29 protein-coding genes are annotated in these 26,669 nt (G+C 30.7%); 3 read left to right on the forward strand and 26 right to left on the reverse strand.

The window, feature by feature from the left end:
- Window positions 1-146: 146 nt before the first annotated feature.
- From KPL55_RS13115 to KPL55_RS13155, 10 genes are all read right to left on the reverse strand, one after another.
- Window positions 147-1,016, reverse strand: a complete 870-nt coding sequence (locus KPL55_RS13115) for a methionyl aminopeptidase (RefSeq protein ID WP_216307187.1) — start codon at window positions 1,014-1,016, stop codon at window positions 147-149.
- Between the two features lie 27 nt (window positions 1,017-1,043).
- On the reverse strand, window positions 1,044-1,724 hold the full coding sequence (locus KPL55_RS13120; RefSeq protein ID WP_216307188.1) for a DUF5680 domain-containing protein: 681 nt from the start codon (window positions 1,722-1,724) through the stop codon (window positions 1,044-1,046).
- Window positions 1,725-1,996: 272 nt separating this feature from the next.
- A complete protein-coding gene (locus KPL55_RS13125) occupies window positions 1,997-2,434 on the reverse strand; it encodes a VOC family protein (RefSeq protein ID WP_216307189.1) in 438 nt (145 codons plus the stop codon).
- Between the two features lie 28 nt (window positions 2,435-2,462).
- Window positions 2,463-2,753 (reverse strand): hypothetical protein, encoded by a 291-nt coding sequence (locus KPL55_RS13130; RefSeq protein WP_216307190.1) that lies wholly within the window; start codon window positions 2,751-2,753, stop codon window positions 2,463-2,465.
- On the reverse strand, window positions 2,746-2,868 hold the full coding sequence (locus tag KPL55_RS26380; protein ID WP_281418854.1) for a hypothetical protein: 123 nt from the start codon (window positions 2,866-2,868) through the stop codon (window positions 2,746-2,748). The genes KPL55_RS13130 and KPL55_RS26380 overlap by 8 nt, the downstream gene beginning before the upstream one ends.
- A gap of 254 nt (window positions 2,869-3,122) precedes the next feature.
- Window positions 3,123-4,334 carry an ABC transporter permease gene (locus KPL55_RS13135; protein WP_216307191.1) on the reverse strand — a complete coding sequence of 404 codons (1,212 nt, stop codon included), beginning with the start codon at window positions 4,332-4,334 and terminating at the stop codon, window positions 3,123-3,125.
- On the reverse strand, window positions 4,331-5,245 hold the full coding sequence (locus KPL55_RS13140) for an ABC transporter ATP-binding protein (RefSeq protein ID WP_216307192.1): 915 nt from the start codon (window positions 5,243-5,245) through the stop codon (window positions 4,331-4,333). Before KPL55_RS13140 ends, KPL55_RS13135 begins: the two co-directional genes overlap by 4 nt.
- A 137-nt stretch (window positions 5,246-5,382) precedes the next feature.
- Window positions 5,383-6,726 (reverse strand): MATE family efflux transporter, encoded by a 1,344-nt coding sequence (locus KPL55_RS13145; RefSeq protein ID WP_216307193.1) that lies wholly within the window; start codon window positions 6,724-6,726, stop codon window positions 5,383-5,385.
- Between the two features lie 85 nt (window positions 6,727-6,811).
- Entirely contained in the window at window positions 6,812-6,964 is a 153-nt protein-coding gene (locus KPL55_RS13150) for a hypothetical protein (RefSeq protein WP_216307194.1), read from the reverse strand.
- Between the two features lie 57 nt (window positions 6,965-7,021).
- Complete coding sequence (locus tag KPL55_RS13155) at window positions 7,022-7,225, reverse strand: hypothetical protein (RefSeq protein WP_216307195.1); 204 nt, start codon at window positions 7,223-7,225, stop codon at window positions 7,022-7,024.
- Between the two features lie 217 nt (window positions 7,226-7,442).
- On the opposite strand from KPL55_RS13155, the gene KPL55_RS13160 reads away from it, so the two are divergent.
- The 3 genes from KPL55_RS13160 to KPL55_RS13170 are packed head-to-tail and all read left to right on the forward strand — an operon-like array spanning window position 7,443 to window position 9,025.
- Window positions 7,443-8,057, forward strand: coding sequence for a TetR/AcrR family transcriptional regulator (locus KPL55_RS13160; protein ID WP_216307196.1), 615 nt, complete (start codon window positions 7,443-7,445; stop codon window positions 8,055-8,057).
- A gap of 25 nt (window positions 8,058-8,082) precedes the next feature.
- Window positions 8,083-8,520 (forward strand): hypothetical protein, encoded by a 438-nt coding sequence (locus tag KPL55_RS13165; protein WP_216307197.1) that lies wholly within the window; start codon window positions 8,083-8,085, stop codon window positions 8,518-8,520.
- A gap of 19 nt (window positions 8,521-8,539) precedes the next feature.
- Window positions 8,540-9,025 (forward strand): flavodoxin domain-containing protein, encoded by a 486-nt coding sequence (locus KPL55_RS13170; protein ID WP_216307198.1) that lies wholly within the window; start codon window positions 8,540-8,542, stop codon window positions 9,023-9,025.
- Between the two features lie 429 nt (window positions 9,026-9,454).
- Here the strand turns inward: KPL55_RS13170 and KPL55_RS13175 are convergent, their stop codons facing one another.
- From KPL55_RS13175 to KPL55_RS13250, 16 genes are all read right to left on the reverse strand, one after another.
- Window positions 9,455-10,552 carry a GerMN domain-containing protein gene (locus tag KPL55_RS13175; protein WP_216307199.1) on the reverse strand — a complete coding sequence of 366 codons (1,098 nt, stop codon included), beginning with the start codon at window positions 10,550-10,552 and terminating at the stop codon, window positions 9,455-9,457.
- Between the two features lie 159 nt (window positions 10,553-10,711).
- Window positions 10,712-12,370: an alpha,alpha-phosphotrehalase gene (treC, locus tag KPL55_RS13180; protein WP_216307200.1), complete on the reverse strand. Its 1,659-nt coding sequence runs from the start codon at window positions 12,368-12,370 to the stop codon at window positions 10,712-10,714.
- Between the two features lie 112 nt (window positions 12,371-12,482).
- Window positions 12,483-13,919, reverse strand: coding sequence for a PTS system trehalose-specific EIIBC component (treP, locus tag KPL55_RS13185; protein WP_216307201.1), 1,437 nt, complete (start codon window positions 13,917-13,919; stop codon window positions 12,483-12,485).
- A 187-nt stretch (window positions 13,920-14,106) separates the two neighbouring features.
- A complete protein-coding gene (gene treR, locus KPL55_RS13190; protein WP_216307202.1) occupies window positions 14,107-14,817 on the reverse strand; it encodes a trehalose operon repressor in 711 nt (236 codons plus the stop codon).
- Window positions 14,818-14,881: 64 nt separating this feature from the next.
- Window positions 14,882-16,030, reverse strand: coding sequence for a sodium ion-translocating decarboxylase subunit beta (locus tag KPL55_RS13195; RefSeq protein ID WP_216307203.1), 1,149 nt, complete (start codon window positions 16,028-16,030; stop codon window positions 14,882-14,884).
- Between the two features lie 15 nt (window positions 16,031-16,045).
- Entirely contained in the window at window positions 16,046-16,432 is a 387-nt protein-coding gene (locus KPL55_RS26570; RefSeq protein ID WP_216307204.1) for a biotin/lipoyl-containing protein, read from the reverse strand.
- 34 nt (window positions 16,433-16,466) lie between these two features.
- Window positions 16,467-16,811, reverse strand: coding sequence for an OadG family protein (locus KPL55_RS13205; RefSeq protein ID WP_216307205.1), 345 nt, complete (start codon window positions 16,809-16,811; stop codon window positions 16,467-16,469).
- 12 nt (window positions 16,812-16,823) lie between these two features.
- Window positions 16,824-18,200, reverse strand: a complete 1,377-nt coding sequence (locus KPL55_RS13210; RefSeq protein ID WP_216307206.1) for an oxaloacetate decarboxylase subunit alpha — start codon at window positions 18,198-18,200, stop codon at window positions 16,824-16,826.
- A gap of 234 nt (window positions 18,201-18,434) precedes the next feature.
- Window positions 18,435-19,196 (reverse strand): hypothetical protein, encoded by a 762-nt coding sequence (locus tag KPL55_RS13215; RefSeq protein ID WP_216307207.1) that lies wholly within the window; start codon window positions 19,194-19,196, stop codon window positions 18,435-18,437.
- Window positions 19,196-19,891 (reverse strand): ABC transporter ATP-binding protein, encoded by a 696-nt coding sequence (locus tag KPL55_RS13220; RefSeq protein ID WP_216307208.1) that lies wholly within the window; start codon window positions 19,889-19,891, stop codon window positions 19,196-19,198. The genes KPL55_RS13215 and KPL55_RS13220 overlap by 1 nt, the downstream gene beginning before the upstream one ends.
- Entirely contained in the window at window positions 19,884-20,261 is a 378-nt protein-coding gene (locus KPL55_RS13225; RefSeq protein ID WP_216307209.1) for a GntR family transcriptional regulator, read from the reverse strand. The genes KPL55_RS13220 and KPL55_RS13225 overlap by 8 nt, the downstream gene beginning before the upstream one ends.
- Before the next feature lie 88 nt (window positions 20,262-20,349).
- Window positions 20,350-21,600: a HAMP domain-containing sensor histidine kinase gene (locus KPL55_RS13230; RefSeq protein ID WP_216307210.1), complete on the reverse strand. Its 1,251-nt coding sequence runs from the start codon at window positions 21,598-21,600 to the stop codon at window positions 20,350-20,352.
- Window positions 21,597-22,337 (reverse strand): response regulator transcription factor, encoded by a 741-nt coding sequence (locus KPL55_RS13235; protein ID WP_216307211.1) that lies wholly within the window; start codon window positions 22,335-22,337, stop codon window positions 21,597-21,599. Before KPL55_RS13235 ends, KPL55_RS13230 begins: the two co-directional genes overlap by 4 nt.
- A gap of 153 nt (window positions 22,338-22,490) precedes the next feature.
- Window positions 22,491-24,998, reverse strand: a complete 2,508-nt coding sequence (locus KPL55_RS13240) for an ABC transporter permease (RefSeq protein WP_216307212.1) — start codon at window positions 24,996-24,998, stop codon at window positions 22,491-22,493.
- A gap of 14 nt (window positions 24,999-25,012) precedes the next feature.
- Entirely contained in the window at window positions 25,013-25,699 is a 687-nt protein-coding gene (locus KPL55_RS13245) for an ABC transporter ATP-binding protein (protein WP_216307213.1), read from the reverse strand.
- Between the two features lie 378 nt (window positions 25,700-26,077).
- Window positions 26,078-26,275 (reverse strand): aspartyl-phosphate phosphatase Spo0E family protein, encoded by a 198-nt coding sequence (locus KPL55_RS13250; protein ID WP_246599475.1) that lies wholly within the window; start codon window positions 26,273-26,275, stop codon window positions 26,078-26,080.
- Window positions 26,276-26,669 lie beyond the last annotated feature (394 nt).

A 26,669-nucleotide genomic window follows, 5' to 3' on the forward strand; every position in this document is an offset into this window, starting at 1 on the left:
CTCCGCATTACATTTTTTCAAGGGTTCTTTGAGTACTCTTTTTTTTGCACTTTTTGGAGGTTTTCCCAAAAGTTATCCACAATTTTTATTTTAGCATTTCACAAGCCCCTACTATACTATATCTATTATTAAATTCTTATTATTATCTATTTTGCTATTATCTCTATACCATCCTCTGTTACAAGAATTGTGTGCTCCCACTGTGCTGATAAAGATCCATCAGCTGTAAACGCCGTCCACCCATCATCCTCATCTACTAATATTTCATGACTTCCTTCATTTATCATTGGCTCTATAGTAAATACCATTCCTGGCACTAAAATCATACCTGTTCCTTTAGTCCCAATATGAAAAACAAAAGGATCCTCATGCATTTGGAGTCCAACTCCATGTCCTCCAAAATCCCAAACTACGCTATATCCATTACTCTGTGCATATTCTTGAATAGCAGCACCAATATCGCCTAAAAACCCCCAAGGTTTTATTGCTTCGATACCCTTACTTAAGCACTCCTTGGCTATTGTTACTATCTTCTTAGCCTCATCAATTACTGCTCCAATCATAAACATTCTTGATGCATCCGAATAATATCCATTAAGCATAGTAGTTGCATCGACATTTATAATATCTCCATTTTTAAGTACTACATCCTTACTTGGTATACCATGACAAACTTCATCATTAACCGATGTACAAATACTTTTAGGAAACCCATCATAATTAAGAGTAGCTGGAATTCCACCACGTGCTATTGTATATTCATAAGCCAATATATCAATTTCCTCTGTAGTCATTCCTTCTTTAATTTTCTCACCAACTAAATCTAAAAGACCATTATTAATTTTAGCACTTTTCCTTATTCCATCAATTTGCTCTTTATTTTTAATAAGTTTTTTTGTTGGAACTATGTATCCTTGCTTCTTTAATATTTTTATTTTCTTATCAAACTCAAAATGGCAAGTCTTATATTTTAGTCCACTTCCACACCAGCAGCTATCATTTCTACTTAGAATCATTATAAATTCTCCTTTTCTACTAATCTATTATTTAATAGTTCCACCATGAAAGAAACCCTCATATACTTTCGTATTATCAAAATAAATTTCTTCAAATCCTTGAAACCATTCAAATTCACCATTAACAATATTATGATATTTATATTGTCCATTTTGATATACCATAGGCCCACGATATGGGTTCTCTTTTGGTACTAAACTTAAAACTTCTTTTAAAAAGTTTCCTGAAAATCCTTCTCCTATGATTCTACCTGTATAATTCATAGACCAAAACGGAATATCATTCTTCCATAAAGCTTCTTCTCCCGCGAATCGTTCTCCCCCTAAATAGGTATCAATATACTTTAAATTTCCTTCTACATACTCTAAATCATGTGAATTAGGTCTTGAAGATTGAATTTCCGCACCCTTTCCTGCATACGTTGCTCTTTTAGCTATACGTAGAAATTCTATTATTTTTTCATTTATAGAATAAGCTTTATTTTCCTCTACATTTAAACGACAATTTTCTTCATAATCATTAACTAATTTATCAATGCTTACTTTAAAGAACTCACTCAATGCAATTAACCTTGAAATATCAGGATATGAGTGTCCAACTTCCCACTTTGCAACCGCCTGTCTTGATATACCTAACGTTTCAGCTAATTTTTCTTGTGATAATCCTTTTCCTTTTCTAAGCATTTGCAATTGTTCCCGAAAACTCATTTTTAATCACCCCTTGATAAGTTTACTAATAAAACATTCATATTGCTACCAATTAAAGATAACATATATGTCAACTAAAAGTTGCATTCACTTAGATATCGTATTAATTGTATCATAAATCTCATTAACAATAACATCAGCCGGTAACGAACCATCAACAATAAAATTTGAATTGGGTTTTATTGTTTTAAGCATTTCTAAGTATGCTAATGAGTCTGATTAGCTTTGCTGCTAGATCTAATCAGTTTTTTTCATACACTCCCCTGTATTTATTAGATATCTATATCCGAATTCTTGAAATAAACTTTTTTATCATAAATAAGTCCTATACCAATATATCTTCCATCAATATCTTCAATAACAAATTCATAACTACCATAGTCCGTTTCCATTGGTTTAGATACTATTTTCACACCTTTAGATAAAAATTCTTTATATATTACATCTACTCCAGCAACTGTATTAGGATCTATGTAAGCATCATATCCAGCACCATATCTTCTTGTATTTGATTCTATTTTCCCAAATTTAGATTTTACAATTACTAATTCAATCGAATCCCTATAAATAGTTGCAAAGTTATCAATTTTATCATAATGTGTTGCAAATTTAAATCCAAGTTTTTCAACATAAAAAGTAACAGTTCTTTTTACATCTTGCGAAATAAAAACAGGACATACATTTATTAATCTCACTTTATCTTCTGGCATTATATATCTCTCCTTATTTTTGTTTTTATTATGCGTGTGACAAAACAGGAAACCTACATTTATCCAAATTTAAATCAGAATTAGATTTCACAAAAAGAATGTCATTTGAATTATCATGTAATTTACAATTAAATTTCCCACTTAAAAGTGGAGTAAATCCTAATACGACTTTCATGTCATGATCGATCAAAATATTAATTATATTTTCCAATTTAAATTCATGTAAGCTAAAAATATCTTGTAAATAAAGAGTATCATCCTCATATTCTGCAACAACGGCGATATCTAAATCAGGTATATAAAAAATGTTATCACTCATAAAAGAACAACAATAGAACAAATGAAATTCCAAATGTTTTGTATGCGAGTTCATTGAAACTTTTTCTATAGGACTCATCCTCCCGTAAACTCATTGTAAAAGTATACTCATTCATTTCTACATTCCCCCCTCCGTCCTCTTTTTTATGATTATACTCTCCTTTGTATATCTATTAATCAGAATATTTTACCTATTCAAATAATCATTACTATATAAATACAAATTCAACATAATTATTTCTATTCCTTCAATATTTATGAAAATATATTTTAAGTTTATATTTATTAATTTAAATCTAACTTTTTAAATCAAACAAAATAAAACCCTGAGGTTACCCCCAGAGCTTTATGTTTTGTTCTTTATTTAATTCTATATCAAAATATCTTTTTTCGTAAAAACAATATGCGCTATTAGATAACTAACTACACTTGTAACTATTAAAGTCGCTATTCCGAATGCCGTGGTTACATTAGGATTAGGGTTTGCGAATCTCATTACAGCATCACCCGAAAGTACTGATCCTATGTCTCCATATGAGGTAAACATATATTGTGCTACCTTATTAAGTGCTGGCATTTGAACTAGTATTGTAAGAGCAACTACAATAACTATACTCAAACTTACAGAAACCATACTGCTCTTTACAATGGATGATAACATAAATCCAACTGATACACATGTAATTATAAATAATGTTTGCATTAAAAACATTCTAATTACAAAGTTCCCAGTGGTCATTATATATGATGATCCTGCAACTGCTATAATAGGATGCCCACCATAAATACTTTGAGTTAAGTCCCATTTATATATTGTTCCGGCTATTACTGGGTAGCCTGCATTTCCAAAACCAAATATCAATCCCATTATCACAAATGATAAAATCTCCACTACTAATATTAATAGCGTTGCTACTCCAGCTACTGCTATGAATTTAGATGCTAGCACTTTAGCCCTTGAAACCGGCTGAGTAAGCAATATCTTCATGGTAGGAGGTGTAAATTCACCAGAAACCATATCACCCGTAAACACCATAACGCCTAAAGCTATAAATATAGTGCCTAGAACACCAAATAGCGTTTGAATAAAATTAAGTGCATTTAGTTTATTTCCTTCTTCAGGCTTTATATTATTATCATATAGATATTTAGACTTCTGTAATTCCAATTTCATTCTATCTTTTTCATTATTCACCATACCCGAATTATTATCATTTAGAATTTTCTGTGAGCTATCTATGTTCTCCTTTAATTGGCTTTTCCAATCAACAGTTTTTCCACTTTTCTCAAGTTTAATATTAGCTAACTCTTGCTCCATATTAGCGATTTCTTCTTTCCCAGAACTCTTGTTTTCCGCAGAAGCATTTGGATTATCCATATCTTGCTTACGCATTTTTATAGATTCCTCTAAATTTGCCATCCTAAATTCTGGACTTGACCATTGCTTTCTGTTTTGCTCGTCCCTATAAACTCCATATCCTATTGCAATTGTTAATAATATAAATGCTGCAAATACTATAATTGTCTTTTTCCTCATCATAAGCTTTTTTATCTCATTTGAAATAAGCGTAAATATCATCATTCTCTCATTCCTCCCTCAACAAGCTCCATGTACCTTTGCTCAAGTCCCTTATATTTCTTATATACTTCGGTTACTCTAATTTTGTTTTCCGAAAGCGAAAAAATCAATTCTGGAGTTGAATCTACATCAAGCTCTACAACTAAGTCATCCTCATTTCTATGTGTTTTATGAACGAAACTTAAATTTTTGAGTATCTCCTCACACTTTTCAATATCCTTAGTAACAACTACTACAGTATCCATGTCTTGCTTTATATCTCCACCGGTTATACTCTCTATTGATTTTATTACTCCCCCATTTATAAATGCAACTGTATCGCAGAGTTGCTGAACTTCGCTTAACATATGAGATGATATGAACACAGCTGTTTTTAATTCCTTTGCAGCATGTTTAACTATATCCCTAAAATCCATTATACCCGTTGGGTCAAGACCATTTGTTGGCTCATCCAAAATAAGTAGTTTAGGTTTTGAGATTAGCGCCGCTGCAAGACCTAATCTCTGCTTCATTCCAAGGGAATACTTTTTCACCTTGTCATCTATTCTATCCTTTAAATTTACGAGTCCGATTACTTCCTCTACATCTTTTTTAGAAATCTTTCTTATGGCTGCAATCTGCATTAAGTTTTGTCTTCCAGTTAAATATGTATATAATTCCGGGTTCTCTACTACTGCCCCTATGCAACTTAGTGCTTTTTCTCTAGCGCTACTTATCTCATGTCCCATAATTGTTATAGTCCCTTTGTTCGCTGCTATTAAACCTACCATCATTCTAATAGTAGTTGTTTTACCAGCTCCATTGGGTCCTAAAAATCCAAATATTTCTCCTTCTTCTACTGAAAAAGTTATTCCTTTAATAATTTCTCTTTTGCCAAGATGCTTGTACACATCTTTTACTTCTAATACATTCACTATATATCCCCCCTGTCTTTTCTGTTATATACCTCGAACAAGTTAATATTATACTATATTTTTCCAAAGTTCAATTGAATTTGTAATTCGTAATAAATACTTAAGATTCTTTCTAAATAGTTGTATAAATCATTTCTTCAAAATCCAATATTATTATTCCATTTTTCAGACCTCATGTAGAATATGCACATTATGAGTGATGCGAATGTTGCTAGAGGCGACGCAAACCCAATCTCATATAGTGTAACCCCTGACATTTTACTTAAAGCAAAGGATACAGGAATGCGAATAATAAATGTAGTAATCAAACTGTGAATCATCGGGAACAAAGAATTCCCACAGCCACTGAAAAAAGAATTCATACAAAACACAAAGCATACCAAAATACAGTCGAAGCTGTATGATTTCAGATACAACGATGCTGTTTGTATCACTGTCGTATCCCTGGAAAACAACGCTGTAAGCGATGTTGGATTCCATTGTGCATATGCAAAGCATGTTATACCCATTATTAAAGAAGAGGCCACCCCTACATACAAGCATTGTTTTGCCCTTTCTTCTTTTCTTGCACCCATATTCTGAGCCGTCATTACTGCAATTGCTGATGCAAATGCAATGGTTGGAAGCATTGTAAATACAATGATTTTTTCCACAACACCTACTGATGCAGAAGCAGTAAGTCCCATTACATTAATAACTGCTGTAATTATTATAAAAGATATATTTATTAGACCATCCTGCATGGAAATTGGTAATCCTAGCTTAAAAATTTTTTTCGCTTTTCCTGCTTCAATCCTAATATCACTACGATTAAAATCAAAGTTAAATCCAACCTTTTTTATATAAAAGGCTCCAATTATGAAGCTTATGGCTTGTGCGACTATAGTCGCAATTGCGGCTCCTGGTGCTCCCATATGGAACCCACCCACTAATATTAAATCTATGGCAATGTTAGTTAGGCAAGCTACCATAATAAATAATAACGGAGCTTTTGAATTGCCTAAACCTCGTAGAATGCCGCTTAATGCATTATAACCAATAATAAATGGAATACCACAAGAACATATAAAAATATACTGTTTTGTGTCTTCAATTGCCTCAATTGGTGTGTTCATTAACTTTGTAATATTACCTGTAAGTATCATCATGATCACAGTCAAAATAGCAGCTATTATACCAAAAATACAAATGATAGTTCCAACTGACTCAGCAATATCCTTGAATTTCTTCGCACCCAAATAGTTACCAATTAAAATAGTACCTCCCGTAGTTAATCCAAGAATAACACTTGTTATTGTTTGCATAATCTGACTACCTGTGGCCACAGCAGAAACTTGCGCTGAATCACCAAACTGACCAACAACTAGCAAATCCGCCGCCCCATAAAGTGCTTGAAGCAAACTCGCTAGTAGAAATGGTAATGCAAATTTTAATAATGTGAAAGTAACCTTTCCCTGCGTTAAATCGTTATGTTGTTCCATAAATATATAAACCTCCTAAAAACAAAAATGCTGGGTAAGACAGTTGATTTTACCCAACCATCTTATCCAGCATATATAATGCATATTATCTATTCTTTAATTTTATAAAAATGACTTCATTACACTTCTTACAAACTGCTAATATAGTACCATCATCACAATTTTTAAATTCAAAGTTTTCTGTTTTATTATCTGTTGTTAAATCTTCTATGTTACCACATTTACAAATTAATTTCATTGTTTGCCTTCCTCTCAATATTAAAAACTACATTAGTAAATCCTAAACTTGCATATCTTAATCAATTGAAGTAGCTTCTTTAATAAATTGTTCTATTGCTCTATTAAAGTCTAGTTCTAGATATTCAATATAATCTTTGTCACTTGGATTAGATTTTATAGCTAGATTTTTTAATTCTTTATAATGAGTTTTTATTTTTTCAAATTCATTAGTAAAAAATATTTCTCTACTTTTTTCTACCATGTTTATTTCATTAACCATGTTAACACATCCTTTAATATTCTACTAAAATTATATCATATATATGTTAATTCCATGTTATTCATTAAGAAAAAAGTTAAATTTTCACTTAACCTACAACAAATAATAAAATGTAATAGCTATTGACAGTGTAGTTTCTAAGTATTATTATAATGTTGAACACTGTTTAATAATTGAACATGTTTAATATTTTAACATATTTAATAGGGAGACTTTTATGGGAACTAATGAAAGAAAAGAAAAAGAAAGAGAAATTCGAAGAGAACTAATTTTAAATACAGCTCAGGAAATTATATCCTCTGAGGGTATAGTTAATGTTTCGATAAGGAAGATTGCAAGCAAAATAGAATATTCACCCGCTATTATATATTATTATTTCAAGGATAAGGAAGAAATAATAAATTGCCTAATGATTAAGGGTTATAAAACTATTTTATCCACTTTGACTTCCATAACACAATCAAATAAAGTTCCCACTGAAAAACTTAAGGAAGGGCTTAAAACTTATATTTTAATGGCGTTAAAAATCCCTTTAGAATATAAAACCATAATGCTTAGTACTTCTCAAAGTATACTTCACTATACTTCAGTTTTGTTTAAAGGTGCATCTCAAAAAAGAGAGGCTTTAAGTATACTCTGTCAACAACTTAGGGATGTTTACACTGATAACCCTAAGGATGAAAGTTATATAGAGCTTACCGCACAAGTTCTGTGGTCCTCCATTTTTGGTTTAATAATTCGCATTATTATAGAAGACGATATAAATGAATCTCAGAAAGAAATATTAATTGAACATCATGTGAATATACTAATAAAGGCAATTGTATCTTAAAGTATTTTATAGGGGGTATGTAAAAATGAGGAAAGTATATAGTATACTATCTTCCTTGCATTTATTTGTAGGAATAGGAGCCATGTTTGGAGGACTTGCTGCTATTATTAGTCCGCAATCGCCAATGGGAATGTCAGTCGATGTTTTAAAAAATTCTCCATTTAGTAATTATCTTATGCCTGGGGTTATCTTATTTACTATAATCGGTCTGGGCAACATTGTTAGTGCTTTAACATTTCGTTTTAAATTAGGATTTCAAGGTTATATAAGTTGTGTTTTTAGTTGGGCTTTAGTCATATTTATTGTTGTACAATGTTTAATGATTAATGATGTTGTTTTCCTTCATATTTTATTTTTTATCATTGGGTTAATTCAAGCTAGTTTATCAATAATAATTTTATTTGAGAAACGTCTTTTTCCTACAAATCTTGCTTTAAGTTTTTATAAAAAATTAAAACTATAAATATAAAAGGAGAATTCATATGAAAACATTAATCGTTTATTCGTCTAAACATGGCACAGCTGAAAAATCAGCTAATATTCTAAAGTCTAAGCTTACAGGTGATGTAGATGTAGTAAATATTATGCTTTTTCCCCCTACTAACCTTGATAAATATGATAACATAATTTTAGGTGGCTCTATTTATATAGGTAAAGTTCAAAAAAAACTTATAGATTTCATAACTGAAAGTCTATCAACCCTTCTAGAAAAGAGAATAGGATTATTTCTCTGTGCTGGTGAAAAAGATGAAACCTTAAAGACAAAAGAATTAATATCAGCTTTTCCACCAGTTCTATTTGAGCATGCTTTAGTTAAAGATATTTTCGGATTCGAGATAGATATAAATAAACTAAATTTCTTCGAAAAATTTATTATGAGTAAAGTAAAAGGTGTAAAAACTAGTGTATACGAATTATCTGAAGAAAAAATTTATGCTTTTGCAGAAAGATTAAAGAAGACAATATAGGGTCAAAAAATTATAGCAGCCAATTTATATAAATTCTATAAATTGACTGCTAAGCAAACCCTAATTCATTTATTATGTCTGTTATAACGCACCTTCCCTTCTATTCCATACCATCGTTTAAATTACATTTACATTAATAGTGATTTTCTTTTTGACTATAATTAAAACAACTCAAATATCATTCTTTTATCTTGAATCTTGAATCTTGAATCTTGAATCTTGAATCTTGAATCTTTGACTTAAATTTTAAACATTAAATCTTACATGTTGAATCTTTTTACTTACCTAATTTCCTAAATAAAAATTGTTTTTAATCTATATTAATGAATTAGGATTTGCTAGAAGAAATATCTTCTTCTTGTTTACATACTAACATAATAAAACTTGGTTGTAAAGATATTTTTTAAATATTCAGATAATTTTTAATTTTCATTTTAATTCAATACTATTTTTCGTGTTTACCGTGAAGTATTCACCTTTTTTCATTAATATATGTCCTGAAGAATACGGGCTACCTTCTATCGTTATATAGACTTTATTCACTCCATAATATGTTCCAAGTGTGTTCGTAATACTTTGTAGTATCATACTCTCATAACCAGAGCCTGCATTCATTTCACTAGTCAATTCTTTTGTAAAATCCACATAAACAATATTATCCTTATTTAAATAAAGGCTTTTAATTTTGGTGTTTGGACTAAGTACCTTCCCAAAATTTCCTTTAGGAAGCTCTTTAAAAGCTTTTTCTATAACAATCTTTGTTATATCATTAGTATTAAATGAAAGCTTCTTATTTACGAAATATAATTTATCTTCATCAACATTTGGATAATAAAAGTTTACATCTTGAGTAAATTTAACATTTTTCTCTATCCTACTTAATGTTGTGGAAACCTCCATCCCTTCTGCAATATATAATGATTTAACTAAACCAACATTTTGTGCATAATAATCTAAGGTCTTGCTATCTTTACTTTGAGTGGTAACTTCAAGTGTTTTATATTTTCCCAAAGGAGTGGTTACTTCGATATCTACATTCGAAATATATCGTTTCCTGTTGTCAGCCAGTGTCCATGCTGTTCCTTTTACTAATGGCTCTTTAAGCAAAATTTCTTCTTTACTACTAGGTTTTTGAGTTAAATTCTCTCTATAATAAAACTCTTCTTTAGATAACATCATTATAATCTGTCCATTTTTATTTTCAAGAACCTGCCCCATTACTGTTCCTCCATTACTAGATCTTAGTTGAACACGGTTTCCAGTTAAATAGTCAACTGATACGTCCTTTGCAGCATACTCATTCCCTTTTCCCTCATACACATATTTTGTGTTTTCTTTATAGTCAAAATAGTCTTTAATAGTTGGTAGTGCCTTAGTTTCTTTCGGAACTGTCTTTACAACACTTGGAGTAGTAACTTTTGGGACTGTATTTTTTTTATCATCAGAGTTAACAATACTTTTAGCTGCGCAACCGCTAAGAAGTACAAGTGAAAGGGTTAAGCTAGTAATTAACATCATCTTTTTCATTTTCCCCAACTCCTTTAGTTTGCCTTGTTTTAATATTAGTATATCCTTTTTTTTAACTTCTTACTACACTTGTTTTTCTTACAGAATCCAAAATAACCTGCTTAACCAAAGCAGGTTATTAAAATTTTTGAATTTAAATATTCCCTTCTCACTTAAGCACTATTTCACATGAAAAACAATTGATTCATATGGCCTTAAAGTTAATTTCTCAATATTATTTAATGTATCTTTATAATTCGATATTAATATAGTTGACAGTCCATTAAGTGATAACCCTTCTGGTAGATTAAATATAGTTTCCTTACCATAAAAATTATTTACAACTAAAAGTTTCTCATCCTTAAAAGATCGAATATAGGCAAATATTTGAGAATTATCTTCAAGAATGATTTTAAAATCACCATACGCAATTACATCATATTTTTTTCTAAGTGCTATAAGATTTTTGTAATGATAAAAAATTGAATTTTTATCCTCTAAAGCCTTCTGCGTATTTATTTCCTTGTAATTTTCACTTACTGATATATGGGGCGAACCCGTAGTGAATCCAGCATTTCCACTATCATTCCATTGAACTGGGGTTCGTGCATTATCTCGTGATTTTGATTGTAAAATCTTAATTATATCTTTATCTTCTATTCCCTTATCTTTTAAAATATTGTAATAATTAATTGATTCTACATCTTTGTATAACTCAATTTTATCAAAGTAAGCATTTGTCATGCCAAATTCTTCTCCTTGATATATATAAGGTGTACCTCTTAACATATGGATTGTTGTTGCCAACATTTTTGCAGATTCCTCACGGTATTTCTTATCATCACCAAAACGAGACACAATACGTGGCTGGTCATGATTGCACCAGAATACAGCATTCCAACCATTACCTTCTTCAATTCCAACTTGCCAATCATTAAGAATTTGTTTTAGCTGTTTAAAATCAAAATCCATCAAACTCCATTTATCACCATTTTTATAATCAACCTTAAGATGATGAAAATTAAATACCATTGATAATTCTTTTTCTGTAGGATTTGAATACTTACTACAATTTTCTAAAGTTGTAGAAGACATTTCGCCTACTGTAATTATGTCTTCACATTTACCAAACGTTTCACTATTAAGTTCTTTTAAATATTCATGAATTTTGGGTCCATCTGTATAGAAACGGCGTCCATCGCCCTTGTAATCATCTTCATATATATCAGGTTTTGAAATTAAATTTATTACATCAAAACGAAATCCTTTAACTCCTTTTTCGATCCAAAAATTAACCACATCAAACACTTCTTGCTTTAGTTCTTCATTTTTCCAATTAAGGTCTGCTTGAGTTTTATCAAACAAATGTAAATAGTATTCATCAAATTCTTTAGCATATTCCCAAGTTGAACCACCAAACTTTGAAACCCAATTTGTTGGTTTATCACCATTTTTAGGCTCCTTAAATATGTAATAATTTTTATATTTTTCATCACCAGCCATAGCTTTTTTAAACCAATTATGCTCTATAGATGTATGGTTAAAAACCATATCTAGCATAACATCAATCTCTAATTTTTTAGCTTCGACTACCATTTCCTCAAAATCTTGCATTGATCCAAAGACGTTATCTATACTACAATAATCTGATACATCATACCCGTTGTCTATTTGTGGAGAATTGTAAAATGGGGTTAACCATATATAGTCTACTCCTAAGTTTTTTAAATAATTTAATTTCTGCGTAACACCCTTTAAGTCGCCAATTCCATCTCCGTCAGAATCTTTAAATGATTTAGGATATATTTGATAAACTACACTTTTCTTAAAATCTTTCATACCCTACTCTCCTTTAAATTAATGCACATAAAAGGACTTATATTAAAAGTCCCTTTTATGCACACTATATATTTTATACATCTTTTCAATATAATAATTTTAATTATTACAACTAATCCTCAGGTGCAAATTTTGCCGCAAATTTTGTTTTAGAAAGAATTATAGTTAATACAAATGGAACCACAATTGCCACAACCATTGCTACTGAAAAAATCAACATGAATTTTGGTTTAATAGATAATATACCTGGGATTCCTCCAACACCAATTGAATTAGCCATAACTCCCGAAGCTACTGATATTACTCCTGCTAACGCCGATCCTACCATAGCTGCAAGGAATGGATATACGTATTTTAAGTTAATACCAAACATAGCAGGTTCTGTTACTCCAAGGTAACAGGAAATAGCTGCTGGTATTGATACCTGTTCTTCTTCAGGTTTTGTCTTTCTATTTATACGTATCATTGCCATAACTGCAGAACCTTGAGCTATATTTGAAAGTGCTATCATTGGCCATAAATTTGTTCCGTTAAATTCTGCCATAAGCTGTAGATCAATAGCATTTGTCATATGATGAAGTCCAGTAATTACTAGTGGTGCATAAAAGAATCCAAACACTGCTGCGAATAACCACCCAAAAGCGGAAGTTAACCCAGTATACACAGCGCCAGATATAGCTGAACCTATTATCCAACCTATTGGTCCTAAAACAGTATGTGCTATTATTACCGTTGGCACTAATGCGAAGAACGGTACTAATATCATTGATAAATACTCTGGAACAATCTTACGTACATTTTTCTCCAGGATTGCTAAAACAAATCCTGCCATAATTGCGGGTATAACTTGTGCTTGATATCCTATCATCTGAATGTGGAATGATCCAAAATCCCAAAATGGAATCTTATCCGCAGCGGTCTTTGCTACATCATATGCATTTAATAGCTGAGGGGATACTAGAGTAAGTCCTAATACAATACCAAGTATTTGAGTTGTCCCCATCTTTTTAGAAATAGACCAGGTTATCCCTACTGGTAAGTAGAAAAATATAGCCTCACCAATTAGCCACAAGAAAGAATGGACTCCAGCCCAAAATGGATACATCTGTGTTATTGTTTTAGTTCCATCTTCAAGTAATTTTATATCTCCAATTACATTACGAAAACCCAATATTAGTCCTCCAACTACAAGTGCTGGAATAAGTGGTGTAAATATTTCTGCTAAATTAGCAAGCAGTCTTTGAATAAAATTCATATTACCTTTTGCTGCAACCTTTGCTTTATCTTTACTAACCCCATCAACTCCTGAAACGATTACAAACTCATTATAAAAATCAGGTACTTCATTTCCTATAATAACCTGGAATTGCCCCGCTTGTGCAAAAGTACCTTTAACTGATTTTATGCTTTTAATTTTTTTAGTATCTGCTTTTTTATCATCCTTTAGTACAAATCTCATACGGGTTGCACAATGGGATACTGCTACAATATTTTCTTTTCCACCAATATATTCTAATAATTGTTTTGAATCATCTGTAAATTTACTCATATAAAAATGCCCCCTTTAATTACAACTTACACAAACTAGTTATCTAAATGATCTCATTAACTTGTCTATACAAGTTCCTTATATGTTTATACTAACTTATATATACAAGTTAGTCAATAGCTTTTCAATAAATAATGTAAACGGTTATAAAATTTTTATATTTAGCTTAAGACATAAAAAAATCGCCTTAACGGCGACGAGCAAAATCTGAAAACATAAATCGATCAGGACGATGGCGTGATTCCGTGTATTCAAATTGAGTTCCATCATTTAAATGTACATAATTTCTAACAACTACAACAAAATCATAAAATTTCATATCTAAATTCAATTTATCTCTAGTAGTTGCCGTTTCAACTTGAATGACTTTATTCGCAAATCCTATTTTTATATTTAATGTTTCTTCTATATATTCATAAATAGATTTTTCTGCAATATCTCTTGTTAACCCTTTAACTGTATCTTTTAGAAAATAATTAATATCAAAAATTATTCTCTCATTTTCTAAACTACGAACTCTATATAATTTATAAGCTTCTTTTCCCAGAGCTAAATTAGTTTTCTTATTTATAACTTCGTCAATTATAACTTCCTCAAATTTAGGTACAAAGGTAATAAATCCTTTTTTATTAATTTCACTGGCTTCCTTAAAACTAACAAGGCCACCAACAGAAAAAGTAATATAGTTATTTTCTAAAACATACACCCCTTTTCCATGAAGGCTATTTACAAGGCCCTCCTCAGCAAGAATTTCTAAAGCTTTTCTTACTGTACCACGACTTACGCCATACTCTTTACAAAATTCATTTTCTGATGGGAGTTTCTCTCCTGACTTGTAAATACCTTTTACAATATCATTTTTTATATTATCATATATATCTGTATATAGCTTTTTCATTTTCATCCTCCATAACACGAACTCTTAGCATCCACTATTATAACATATAAATACCCCGATTTTTTCACCCAAACATAGCTAGTAATACTCCTGCCGCAATTGCGGAACCTATAACTCCTGCTACATTAGGACCCATTGCATGCATAAGAAGATAATTTGATGGGTTGGCCTTTTGACCTTCTGTTTGGGAAACTCTCGCCGCCATTGGAACTGCTGATACTCCTGCCGAACCAATAAGAGGGTTTATTTTTCCACCTGACAGAACACACATGAGTTTACCAAGAAGTAACCCACCTATTGTGCTAAACGCAAAAGCAATAAGTCCTAGCGCTATAATTTTTAATGTTTCAGGACGTAAGAATGTTTCTGCTGCTGCTGTAGCTCCTACTGTAGTCCCAAGGAAAATTGTTACTATATTTATCATACTATTTTGTACTTCGCTAGAAAGTCTTTCAACAACTCCAGACTCTTTAAATAGATTACCAAGCATAAGCATTCCAATAAGAGGCGCTACAGTTGGAAGGAGTAAAACTGTAATAATTGTTACTGCTACAGGAAATACTATCTTCTCAAGCTTAGACACTTCTCTAAGCTGCTCCATCTTAATTTTTCTTTCCTTCTTAGTAGTAAGAAGTCTCATTATAGGTGGTTGAATAAGCGGTATAAGAGCCATATACGAATAAGCTGCAATAGCTATTGCTGGTAATAATGCTGGAGCCAGTCTTGTAGTCACAAAAATTGCAGTTGGACCATCTGCTCCTCCAATAATAGCAATTGAAGCTGCCTGCGCAGGTGAGAATCCCAAAGCAGTTGCAATCACAAACGCAATAGCAACGCCAAGTTGCGCAGCCGCACCTAAAAACAAACTTGAAGGCCTAGCTATAAGTGGTCCGAAGTCTGTCATAGCACCAATACCTAAAAATATTAAAGAAGGATAAATCCCTAATTTAACACCCATATATAAATAGTATAGCAGCCCACCTGGTTCCGTGGAGTTTTTAGGTGGCGGGTTCATAATCTCAGTTAAAGGTAAATTAGCTAGGAGTACCCCAAAGGCTATAGGTAAAAGTAAAAGTGGTTCAAATTTTTTTACTATTGCAAGGTATATAAGAACACATGCCAAAGCAATCATAACTGCTTGCTGCCATGTAAGTGCTGCAAAACCAGATTCATTAAGTATTTTCATTATTGTATCTGTAAAAGTTGTAGACATATACACTCCTCCCTACTATTGAATCCTCGCAAGAACATCGTTTGTAGCGACTAACATACCTTTTGTCACTAAAATCTGTGTCACTACTCCATCATTAGTTGCCGTAATTTCATTTTCCATTTTCATTGCTTCAAGTATAAAAAGAACATCTCCCTTTTTAACTTTATCACCCTCAGTTACAATAATTTTTAAAATAGTACCAGGCATTGGAGCTTTTAAAGGATCTCCTTCCCCAACTATAGTTGTCACAGCTTGCTCCGCTATCGCTGGAGTTACTACTCTCGTTGTTTCTACTTTTTGAACTACTACCTTGGCAACATCATTAGTTCCTACTATACTAGCTTTTCCTCTTTCAACCTCTACTTCATAGTTATTATCATTAATAGTAACAATATATTTCACTCAGGTTTAACCTCCTTATTAAAAAACATTTTAATTATGAGTTAATTAATTTTATAGATTTGAATTGAAGTTCATTCAAAGGTATTTTTAATTCATCACTTACAATTGCCATAATTAACGCAGTAGTCTTTTCATCTACTCCTTTGAGGATTAATTCTCCAGTTGATAATTCGATATTATTTTCTGGAGAATTAATAACATTTGAAACTTCCTCTCTTTCAATAAAGATTTCCTCATAAGTATCTTTTACCGTTTTATTTTTATAAATATAGGTAAAAATCAATGACTGAACTTTTAACAAAAGACTTAACGCTATAAGGCAACTAAAAACTATACTCATTACAATTAGAGCTACTAATAAGCTATTCGGTACTGACATAGAAATCCTCCTTTACACTTTCCTAATAGTATAACTAACCTTAACTGCTTTTTTATCATCCTTCTCATTAAGGAACTTCTCAGTAATTTGTGGAAATAAGATATATGAAAGTACATCTTCATCTGACATAGCCATATCTTTTATTACATTTTTTATCTTGTTGAATTCAGGTAATAATGTATCAGCGAACCTAGTTAATATTGGTTTTTCATCCCCCAAAATCTTTTTTATAAGCCCTGGGTTTATGTCTCCTGGTGCCAAACCATATTCTCCTCTTACATAAGCTTTAACTTCCTTTGATATATTCTTATATCTTTCACCTAGTAACACATTAGTAACTGATTGAACACCTACCATTTGGCTCATAGGAGTTACAAGTGGAGGGTATCCTAAATCTTTTCTAACTTTTGGCATTTCAAGTAGAACTTCATCAAGCCTACTAATTGAATTTTGTTGTTTTAACTGTGATATAAGATTTGAGAGCATTCCTCCTGGAATCTGATATACAAGCGCATCAGTTTCTGTTCCAAGCACATAGGGATCAAGTAATCCTGATTTAATATATTTGTCCTTAAGCGGCTTAAAAAAGTCATTAATCTCTTTCAGCATATTTTCATTTAGTCCAGTAGTAAAACCTAATTGTTTAAGTCCATAGTTCATCGACTCCGTAGCTGGCTGTGAAGTCCCACCAGAAAATGATGATATAGCTGTATCAATTCCATCACAACCTGCCTCTATTGCCTTGAGATAAGTCATTGGAGCGAGTCCCGTGGTCGAATGTGTGTGTAAATATATAGGTAGCTTCACAACATTTTTAATTGCTTTTATAAGATTGTAAGCCTCACCAGGTCCCATAATTCCAGCCATATCCTTCACACATATTGAATTAACACCCATACTCTCTAATTGCTTGGCTAGCTCCACATACTTATCTAAATTATGAATAGGACTTGTTGTATAAACAATACATCCTTGAGCATGTGCACCACACTTCACTGTCTCCTCAACTGAGACTTTAATATTTCTATAATCATTTAGCGCATCAAATATTCTTATAATATCTATTCCATTTTTTACAGATAACTGAATAAATTTTCTTACTACATCATCTGGATAGTGTTTATATCCTAATATATTTTGACCTCTTAAAAGCATTTGTAGTTTTGTGTTTTTAACAATAGACTTAATTTTCCTAAGTCTTTCCCATGGATCTTCATTTAGAAACCTAAGGCAGGAGTCGAATGTTGCACCACCCCAGCACTCAATAGAATAAAACCCCACACTATCCATCTTCTCTAGGATGGCTTCAAATTCATTATAATTCATTCTTGTTGCAATAAGAGACTGTTGTGCATCTCTGAGTACAGTTTCTGTTATATTTATTTTCAAGTTTCTCAACCCCTTCTGCTAAAATCTATCTAATAATTGCATTAACCTTCCTTAATACCATTATTCTACAAATAAGCTTAATTTCCTTTAAAATATACAATTATCAATATCTTTAATTAAAAAAGGAATAACTATTATTATACCCATTTAGATTGTATTAAGTTTATTAATTGTACAATAATACTAGACGCACAAAAAAACACTCCTGATACGTCAGAAGTATTTTAGTTAAACTTATGAAAGGTCTAATTTTTTATCTATTAGTTTTGAAGAGCCTATAAATAAGCCAGCAAAGATAATAATATCTAATATAGTCTGAGCAATATTAATATTGAAATTCCCACCTGAAGCTGTAAAATCAGAATTAATTAATATGGCAGTCTTATTTATTGTAAAATTGCTGAGGTCCAAGTTTTGAGGAAATAAAGTTGTTATTTTAACCGAAATCCAGCCTATTACCATACTCAATATTATAAAAATTATAAAAGAACCTATTTTTCCTATTTTTTTACCTTTTAAAGCTACTTTTCCAATAACCATACAAAAGTATATGATGGTTAGAGAATAAAAAATCATACATATATAATTAAATATTCCATATAGTATTAAATTCATTTTAAGATTTTTAAAGAAAAATTCTAATGATATATCATCTGCTACATTAAAATAAAACATTAGAAATGATACTAAAACAACAATGGTGGTTTGAATTAGAGCGGTTATAAGCCTCGATCCTATTATTGATACCCCAGATTGTGGAAGTGTAAATAATAGATAACCTGAGTCATCGTATAAATATTTACTCATGATTTTTAATGAAGATATAAATATTACTATTATTGCTCCAACAAATAATACTATAGATAAAGCAGGTACTGCCAGTTCCCATGTACCTTTCTTTGTCATAAGCAGCAGGTTAGCAATTATAACTGTTGCACAAATACCAATTATGGTCAAAAAAGTTGCTCTTAATTCATATTTTATTAGCTTAAACATTACTTAAATACCTCCCTATACAATTCATCAATTGACATTTTTCTTTCCATTCTTAATTCCTCTGCATTACCCTTAAGCACTATTTCTCCATCAGATATAAATGCTACATCATCAAAAATTCTTTCTATATCATTTACAAGATGAGTAGTAATTATCATAGAGCTATCTGCCCTAAAGTTATTAACTATAGCATTTAATATTTTTTCTCTAGCAGTTGGATCTACTCCACCAAGTGGCTCATCAAGTATATAAAGTTTTGCATTTCTTGAAAGTACCAATGTAAGTTTTAACTTTTCCTTCATTCCCTTTGAAAGGCTTTTAACAGAACTATTCTCATCAAGGTTCATAAATTCAAGCAATTCCTTTGCTTTCTTTTCATCAAAATCAATATAAAAATCCTTAAAATAATTTACTGCATCTTTTACTTTCATCCACTTTAGAAGATACTCATTATCTGGCAAATATGATACTATAGACTTTGTGTATACACCAGGTTTTTGACCATCAATTAGTAATTCTCCTTTTGTTGGATGTAGAATACCAGCTGCTATTTTTAAGAAAGTAGTTTTACCACTACCGTTAGGACCAAGAAGTCCTACGATCTTTCCAGTCTCTATTTCTAGGTCTACCCCTCGTAAGGCCTTTTTATTTAAATACGACTTGCATATTTTTTGTGATCTTAATATATTATCCATTTTGTTTTACCTCCAAAGTTTCCTTAGAAACAGATTTAATTATTTCATTATCCGTAAATCCTAAACTTTTCATTCTGAGAATAAATGAATCTATGACTTCCCTTGCCATTTCATCTTTTAAGTCATTTACCATATCATTTCCCTCCCCAACAAATGTCCCAAGGCCCCTTTGTGTATAGACTATCCCAAGCCTTTCTAGCTCTTGATATGATCTTTGAAGAGTATTTGGGTTAACATTAAAACTTGTTGCCATCTCACGTACTGATGGTAATTTATCTTTTGATTTTAGCTTTCCTATTACGATATCCATTTTTATAAGATCAATAATTTGTAAATATATAGGCGTTCTATCATTGAATTCTGTATGCATTATTTTTACTCCTTCCAGAAAGCATATTAACGTTCTAGTGAACTATCTTAATAGTACACTAGAACGTTAGTAGTGTCAATAAAAATTATTATCTTATTATGTGGTGAAGAAATGTAATAATAAATTTTGTTCCTATACCAACCGTGCTTCTTACTTCAATTATTCCATCATGTGCTTCAATTATTGATTTTGCAAGGGCCAGCCCTATTCCAACAGATTCTGTTTTCTTAGATGTTTTAGCTTTATAGAACCTTTTAAATATATTTGGTAAATCCTCATCTATTATACCTTCTCCTGTATCCTCTATAGTAATTCTAGTATACAGAGGGTTTTCTGCTAGCTCCAAATTTATAGTTCCACCCTGTGGTGTATGTTCTATAGAATTTTTTATAATATTTATAAAGGCCTCTTCAAGCCACAATCTATCATGCTGGAAATTTATCTCTTCATTTTCTTTAAAAACAATCTTTACCCGGGATTCAATCGCTTTACTTTCTAATGCATCTGCTGAGTCTTGCAGTGTTTCATTTAAACTCTGATTTTCCTTTACAATCTCTATTGCTTTAGCATCTAGTTTTGCAAGTTTGAGTATATTTTTAATTAACCAGTTCATCTTTTCTAGTTGATTTTGATTACTTAATAAAAATGTAGATCTTTGCTTCATTGTTAGTTCCTTGCCAACCATAATATCATTATATAAAATAACTGATGAAAGTGGAGTTTTTAGTTGATGAGATATGTCTGATAATATCTCTACTAAAAATTTCTTCTCTTTGCGTAAATCACTTAAATTATTTCTAATAATTCCTCTCATAGAGTTAAAAGATGTTGCCAGCTTTGAGAAATCCCCTTCTTTACTTTCATTAATATCTATCTCATAATCACCTTCAACTACTTTTTTAGCAGCATAAGTTAATCTTCGTATTCTATTATAGAAAAAACCATATTGAAAGTAATTGAGCAGGAGCAGTAAAATTGACATGCAAATAAATATTAAAATAGTAATGTAATTGTTGTTTTTAATAGTTCTACTTACATACGGAAAAAGTTCATCCTCTAGATCTTGTGTTAATCCATATTGGTTTAAAAAAGCTTTCCCTTTTATTGCTTCTTCGCTGGAAACTTCCCTTGTAATAAGTGGTATAATTTCCTTTTCCATTTCCGGATTTTTCTGAGCAACCCTTAGAGCAATTGCACCTAAGCTTTTTATGTAATCATTCTTTAAGTTATCATGATGTACTTTTAAACTTAAAGATGTTATAAGTAAAAATATTGTCATTATAAATAAAAGCGTTACCGTGCTTATTTTAAGTTCATAATTAATGAAATACCTCTTCATAAATCTCCCTCACTAATAGTCTCTTTGTTCCACTTGTACCCTAATCCACGTTTATTGACTATATATTGTGGTTCCCTTGGATTGTCCTCTATTTTATCTCTTATTCTCTTAATATAAACAGACAATGTGTTTTCATCAAAGAAAGGGTCTTCCCCCTCAAGTAATTCTTTTAATATCTCATCTCTCTTCATTAATACATTAGGTTTATTCATAAATATTAATAAAAGCTTATATTCTTGTGCTGTAAGATTTATAACTTCACCATTTTTCTTTACTACTGCTTTAATATTATCAATGATTATATTTTCACTTCTTAATATACTTTCACTTCTTAATATATTTTCTACTAAGGTATTTTTAGTATTTCTATTATTATTGGAATTCCTCCTGATTATTGCATTTATTCTTGATAGTAACTCTCTTACCCTAAAAGGTTTTGTTATATAATCATCTCCACCTATTTCAAGCCCCTGAACTACATTAACTTCATCATCTAGAGCTGTTAAAAATATTATAGGTACATCACTTATCTCTCTTATATACTTGCATAATTCGTATCCATTTCCATCTGGCAGATTAACATCTAATAAGACTAAATCAAACTGTTCCATATGGAATAGTTTTTTCCCACCTTCTACTGTCGAAGTTGTAGAAACTTCGTATCCACCATCTTTTAGGGAAAATTCTATTCCAAGAGCCAATGACTCATCATCTTCAACTAATAATAACCTATTCATTTCCTCCACCTCACAGTAAATATTGTAAACTATTAACACTTTAATAATACCTCAGTTCTAGGTTAAATTAAAGTCAACCTATATAAATTTCTTAAATTATACTTTTAGATCCTATATGACTAATATTTCAAAAATGAAAAACAGAGAAGATTATTAATAATCTTCTCTAACTGCTTCAATTAAATTTTCTTTTTTAATCCTTGCAAGTGGTGATAATACTGAAATATATCCGATTATTATAGATGCTACTGCAGCAATAGCCATTGCATCCCAGGGCACCATCCATCCAAATTCTCTAAAATCTCCCATTGATTTGAATAATAGAAAAGAGATACCGCAACCCACTATTGAGCCATATATAGCACCAATGATGCCATAAAGAAGTCCTTCTAGAACAATCATTTTTCTTAATCCCTTTTGGGTAAGCCCTATAGCTTTTAATGTAGCAAATTCTTTTTTTCTTAATATAATATTGGTTGTTAATGTATTAATAATATTAACACTACCTATTAATGAAACTACCAATACAAAACCATATAGTAATATTTGAACCATTAGTATTGAAGACTTTTCCTGCCTATTGCTGTCAATATAATTTATTACCTCTAGAGATGAGTTTGATTTTATGGCATTTTCTATCCCTATTTTACCAGCATCTTCATTCTTTACATCCTTAAGAATTATGTTTAAATTAACTGGTTTAACATTATTCTTATCTAATAATTTATTTCCCATCTCTTCAGTTGTGATTATTTTTAATCCATTTGAAATTCCTCTATAATTAAAAGGTTCATTTTCAAGAATTGCCATAATCTTTACTTTTTTTACCTTGCCTTTTCCGAATTGCGTCTTTACTTTATCAGAATCCCCTCTTGGATTATCATTAAGTTGAAAATCTATTTCATCCCCTACTTTTAAATTTGCTAGTGATCCGAAATAAGTTTTCTTTGTATTTTGATTGTATAGTCTATTTTTCTTAATCAAAATTACTCCGTTTTCATTATTCATTTCTTCTATATTAATCTTTCCTGATGTTAAATATTTTTTGGAAACCTCAAGGGATGCCTTATCATAAACTACTATAGAACTTTCTATAAGCGTTTTCTGCGTTCCATTTAAAGTTGCTTTTTTATATATATCACCTATATCCTGAATCTCTTTAATTTCACTATTTTTATTAATTGCCATATCGAAAAAATATGAATCGTATATTTTATATACTTTATCTACTGTTTTAATATTTTTAATTTCAGTTTCTATTTTATTATCTATCACAGTTTTTTCTGTGCTCCTATCATTTCCTACAACCGAAAAATGAATATTCTTTGAATCATTAAGATTTGATGATATAGTTAGTGACATGTCCATAAATGATTTAAAAGTTATAAATAACACCACACTTATTACTATAGAAAAAACTGTTATTCTATATCGTTTTCTATTTCTCTTAATATTTTTAGCTGCCATTGCTCCCTCAAACCCAAATATTCTTTGAATTACTCTATTTTTTCTCCGCTTAATTTTTTCTTTTGTTATGGAGTTTCTACCACTTATTGCACTGAGTGGTGATATTCTGCCTGCAAAATATGCTGGCACTAGTGCCGATAAGTATATTGCTAGGAGACCTATTGCTGCGCTTAAACATAAAACCATAGATGATATTGAAATTTTCATAGGCATAACTGACTCTGCACCTATTAATTTAAAAGCTAAACTTATTCCATTAATAGCTATAATGCTACATATAAGTCCTAGTGGAATAGCAATTATTGCTAGTATTGTTGCTTCTCTTAGGACAATATTTCTAATTTGCCTTGGAGTTGTTCCCACTGCTCTTAAAAGTCCAAACTGCTTAATTCTTTCCACAACACTTATTTGAAATGAATTATATATAACAGCTATAGTTGAAATTACAACTATACCAATTATAATTGCTAGGGCCTCAATTAATCCCCCTATACCAGAAGCACCATTACCTGCGCCTAGAATTTGTAGCAAAAGATCATTTTCTAAAACAGAATCCTTCTGCCCTAACTGCTTTAACTCCCCAACTGTCTCTTTTAAATTAACTTTAGGGCTAATTTCTACAAGTAATGTTGCATCTTGAGCTTTAATATTATTACTTTTGGACAAAATTACTCCATTACCATTCATCTGACTCGCCACGTTGTCTTCTAAAATGCCAACAAGAGTATATTGTTTATTATTTACTTTAATTTTATTTCCTAATATAGCGCTTTTACTAAAATATGATAACATCCACTTTTGCATTGCTAGTTCATTATCTTTTTCTGGTAATCTTCCACTCTTTGTTTTATAAGGTAAAAGTTCTAATGCCTTGCCTGTCGCCGTTATTACATTCGCAACCGATACATCAGCAAGCTTTATTTCTTTACTAATAGAATATAACCCACTTCTAGAGACTTTAGGGTTATTAACTATTTTTGATACTAATTTATCATTGGTTTTTGTAAATACTAAGTGGTATGAACCATAATTATTTTTAGCACTCTGTACCTGTGCATCCTGCATTCCTTTAAAGAAAAGTCCTATTGTTGATATAAGTGCAACTGATAACATTATTCCAATAATAGTAAGCGTTGTTCTTTTCTTATTTCGCTTTAAATATTTTCCTGTAAGTTGTTTATAACTAGTAATCATCTTTTTCCCTCCCCTTAGTTCGCTTTTAAGTTTTTATCAGAAATTATTTCACCATCTTCTATGGTAATAACTCTGTCTGCCATAGTTGCTATGTTAACGTCATGGGTGATAAGTATTAAAGTCTGATTATATTTTTTAGCTGTAAACTTTAATAATTCTATAACGTCCTTAGAACTCTTAGTATCAAGATTCCCTGTAGGCTCATCTGCTAGTATTATTGAAGGTTTATTAAATACTGCTCTTCCAATAGATACTCTTTGTTGTTGTCCCCCTGATAATTCCGATGGGAGATGCTTTTTCCTATCATTTAGTCCTAAGATATTAATAAGCTCCTCTAGATAAACCTTATCAACTTTATCATTATCTAAAAGTGCGGGTAGTGCAATATTTTCTTCTACATCTAAAATTGGTAATAGGTTATAAGATTGAAATACAAATCCTATCTTTCTTCTTCTAAACACAGCAAGTTTTTCTTCCTTATAATCATAAATACTCTCTCCATCAATAACCACATTACCGCCTGTTGGTCTATCAAGGCCACCCAGTAAATGAAGAAGTGTACTTTTACCAGATCCTGATGCTCCTACAATTGCTAAAAACTCACCCTTATTAACTGATAAATTTATATTTTTAAGTGCCTCAACTTTATTATCACCTTTGCCGTAAGTTTTATTTAAATTTTCAACCTTTAATATTTCCATTTATATCGCTCCTCTAAATATATAATGTGTTTGTTTTCTTTACCCTATAGACATATTATATAACGTCAACCACTTGCACTCCATGTCGATCTACTTACAAATAAAAAAGTTATCTTACAGTTTAGTAAGATAACTAGAATTATATTTATTTATGTATTTTAATAATTATTTAAATTAATAAATAAATGAATAAGATTTTAGAAATAGTAAATACTTTAAATATACCAATCTTACTCTGATTAATAATAGATTGGTAAAAATACTGCATAGGGTTCCCCCCAAATGCAGTATTTTTGTGTTTGTATATTCATATTAATTACTAGACTTATAGATACTAATGTATCTATAGACGCATCATAATATTAAACTCATTTTTATTTAAACTTTATATAAATAATATTGAAAAATTAGCTTGTCCAGTTCTTGGCTCAAAGAAACCACCTCATTATCAAGCAGATCTTCAGTAGCTTCTACTAATTCTTCTAACTTAGTTCTAAGTAATTCTATTTGTATCCCCATAATTTCAACCCTTTCTTCAAAGCTCACAATTGTAATTATAATACATATTATATCCATATACAACATATAATGATAATTTAAACCATTACTAAATGAACAAAATTAAATAAAATCACAAGTTTCTACATTAAAATGTATAGCAAACATTGTAAATATGAAGAACTTATAGTACCTTTTTAAATTAATATACATATAATATATTAAACAAATGTTAGGAGCGATATTATGCCAAAGTGTGAAAAAAAGCACCATCATCACCACCATCACCATCATCATCACCACCACCACCATCATCATCACCACCATCATGATGATGATTGCTGCTAAACCACATAATACTATGAATTTATAATAAGGATATTGAAATAGTTTAAATCATCTTATAAGACTTTCAAATTTTTAATACATGTACCATCCACTAATAGTTGTGGATGATTTCATACAAAACTTT

The organism is Clostridium lacusfryxellense, from assembly GCF_018861735.1.
GTDB lineage: Bacteria > Bacillota > Clostridia > Clostridiales > Clostridiaceae > Clostridium_AD > Clostridium_AD lacusfryxellense.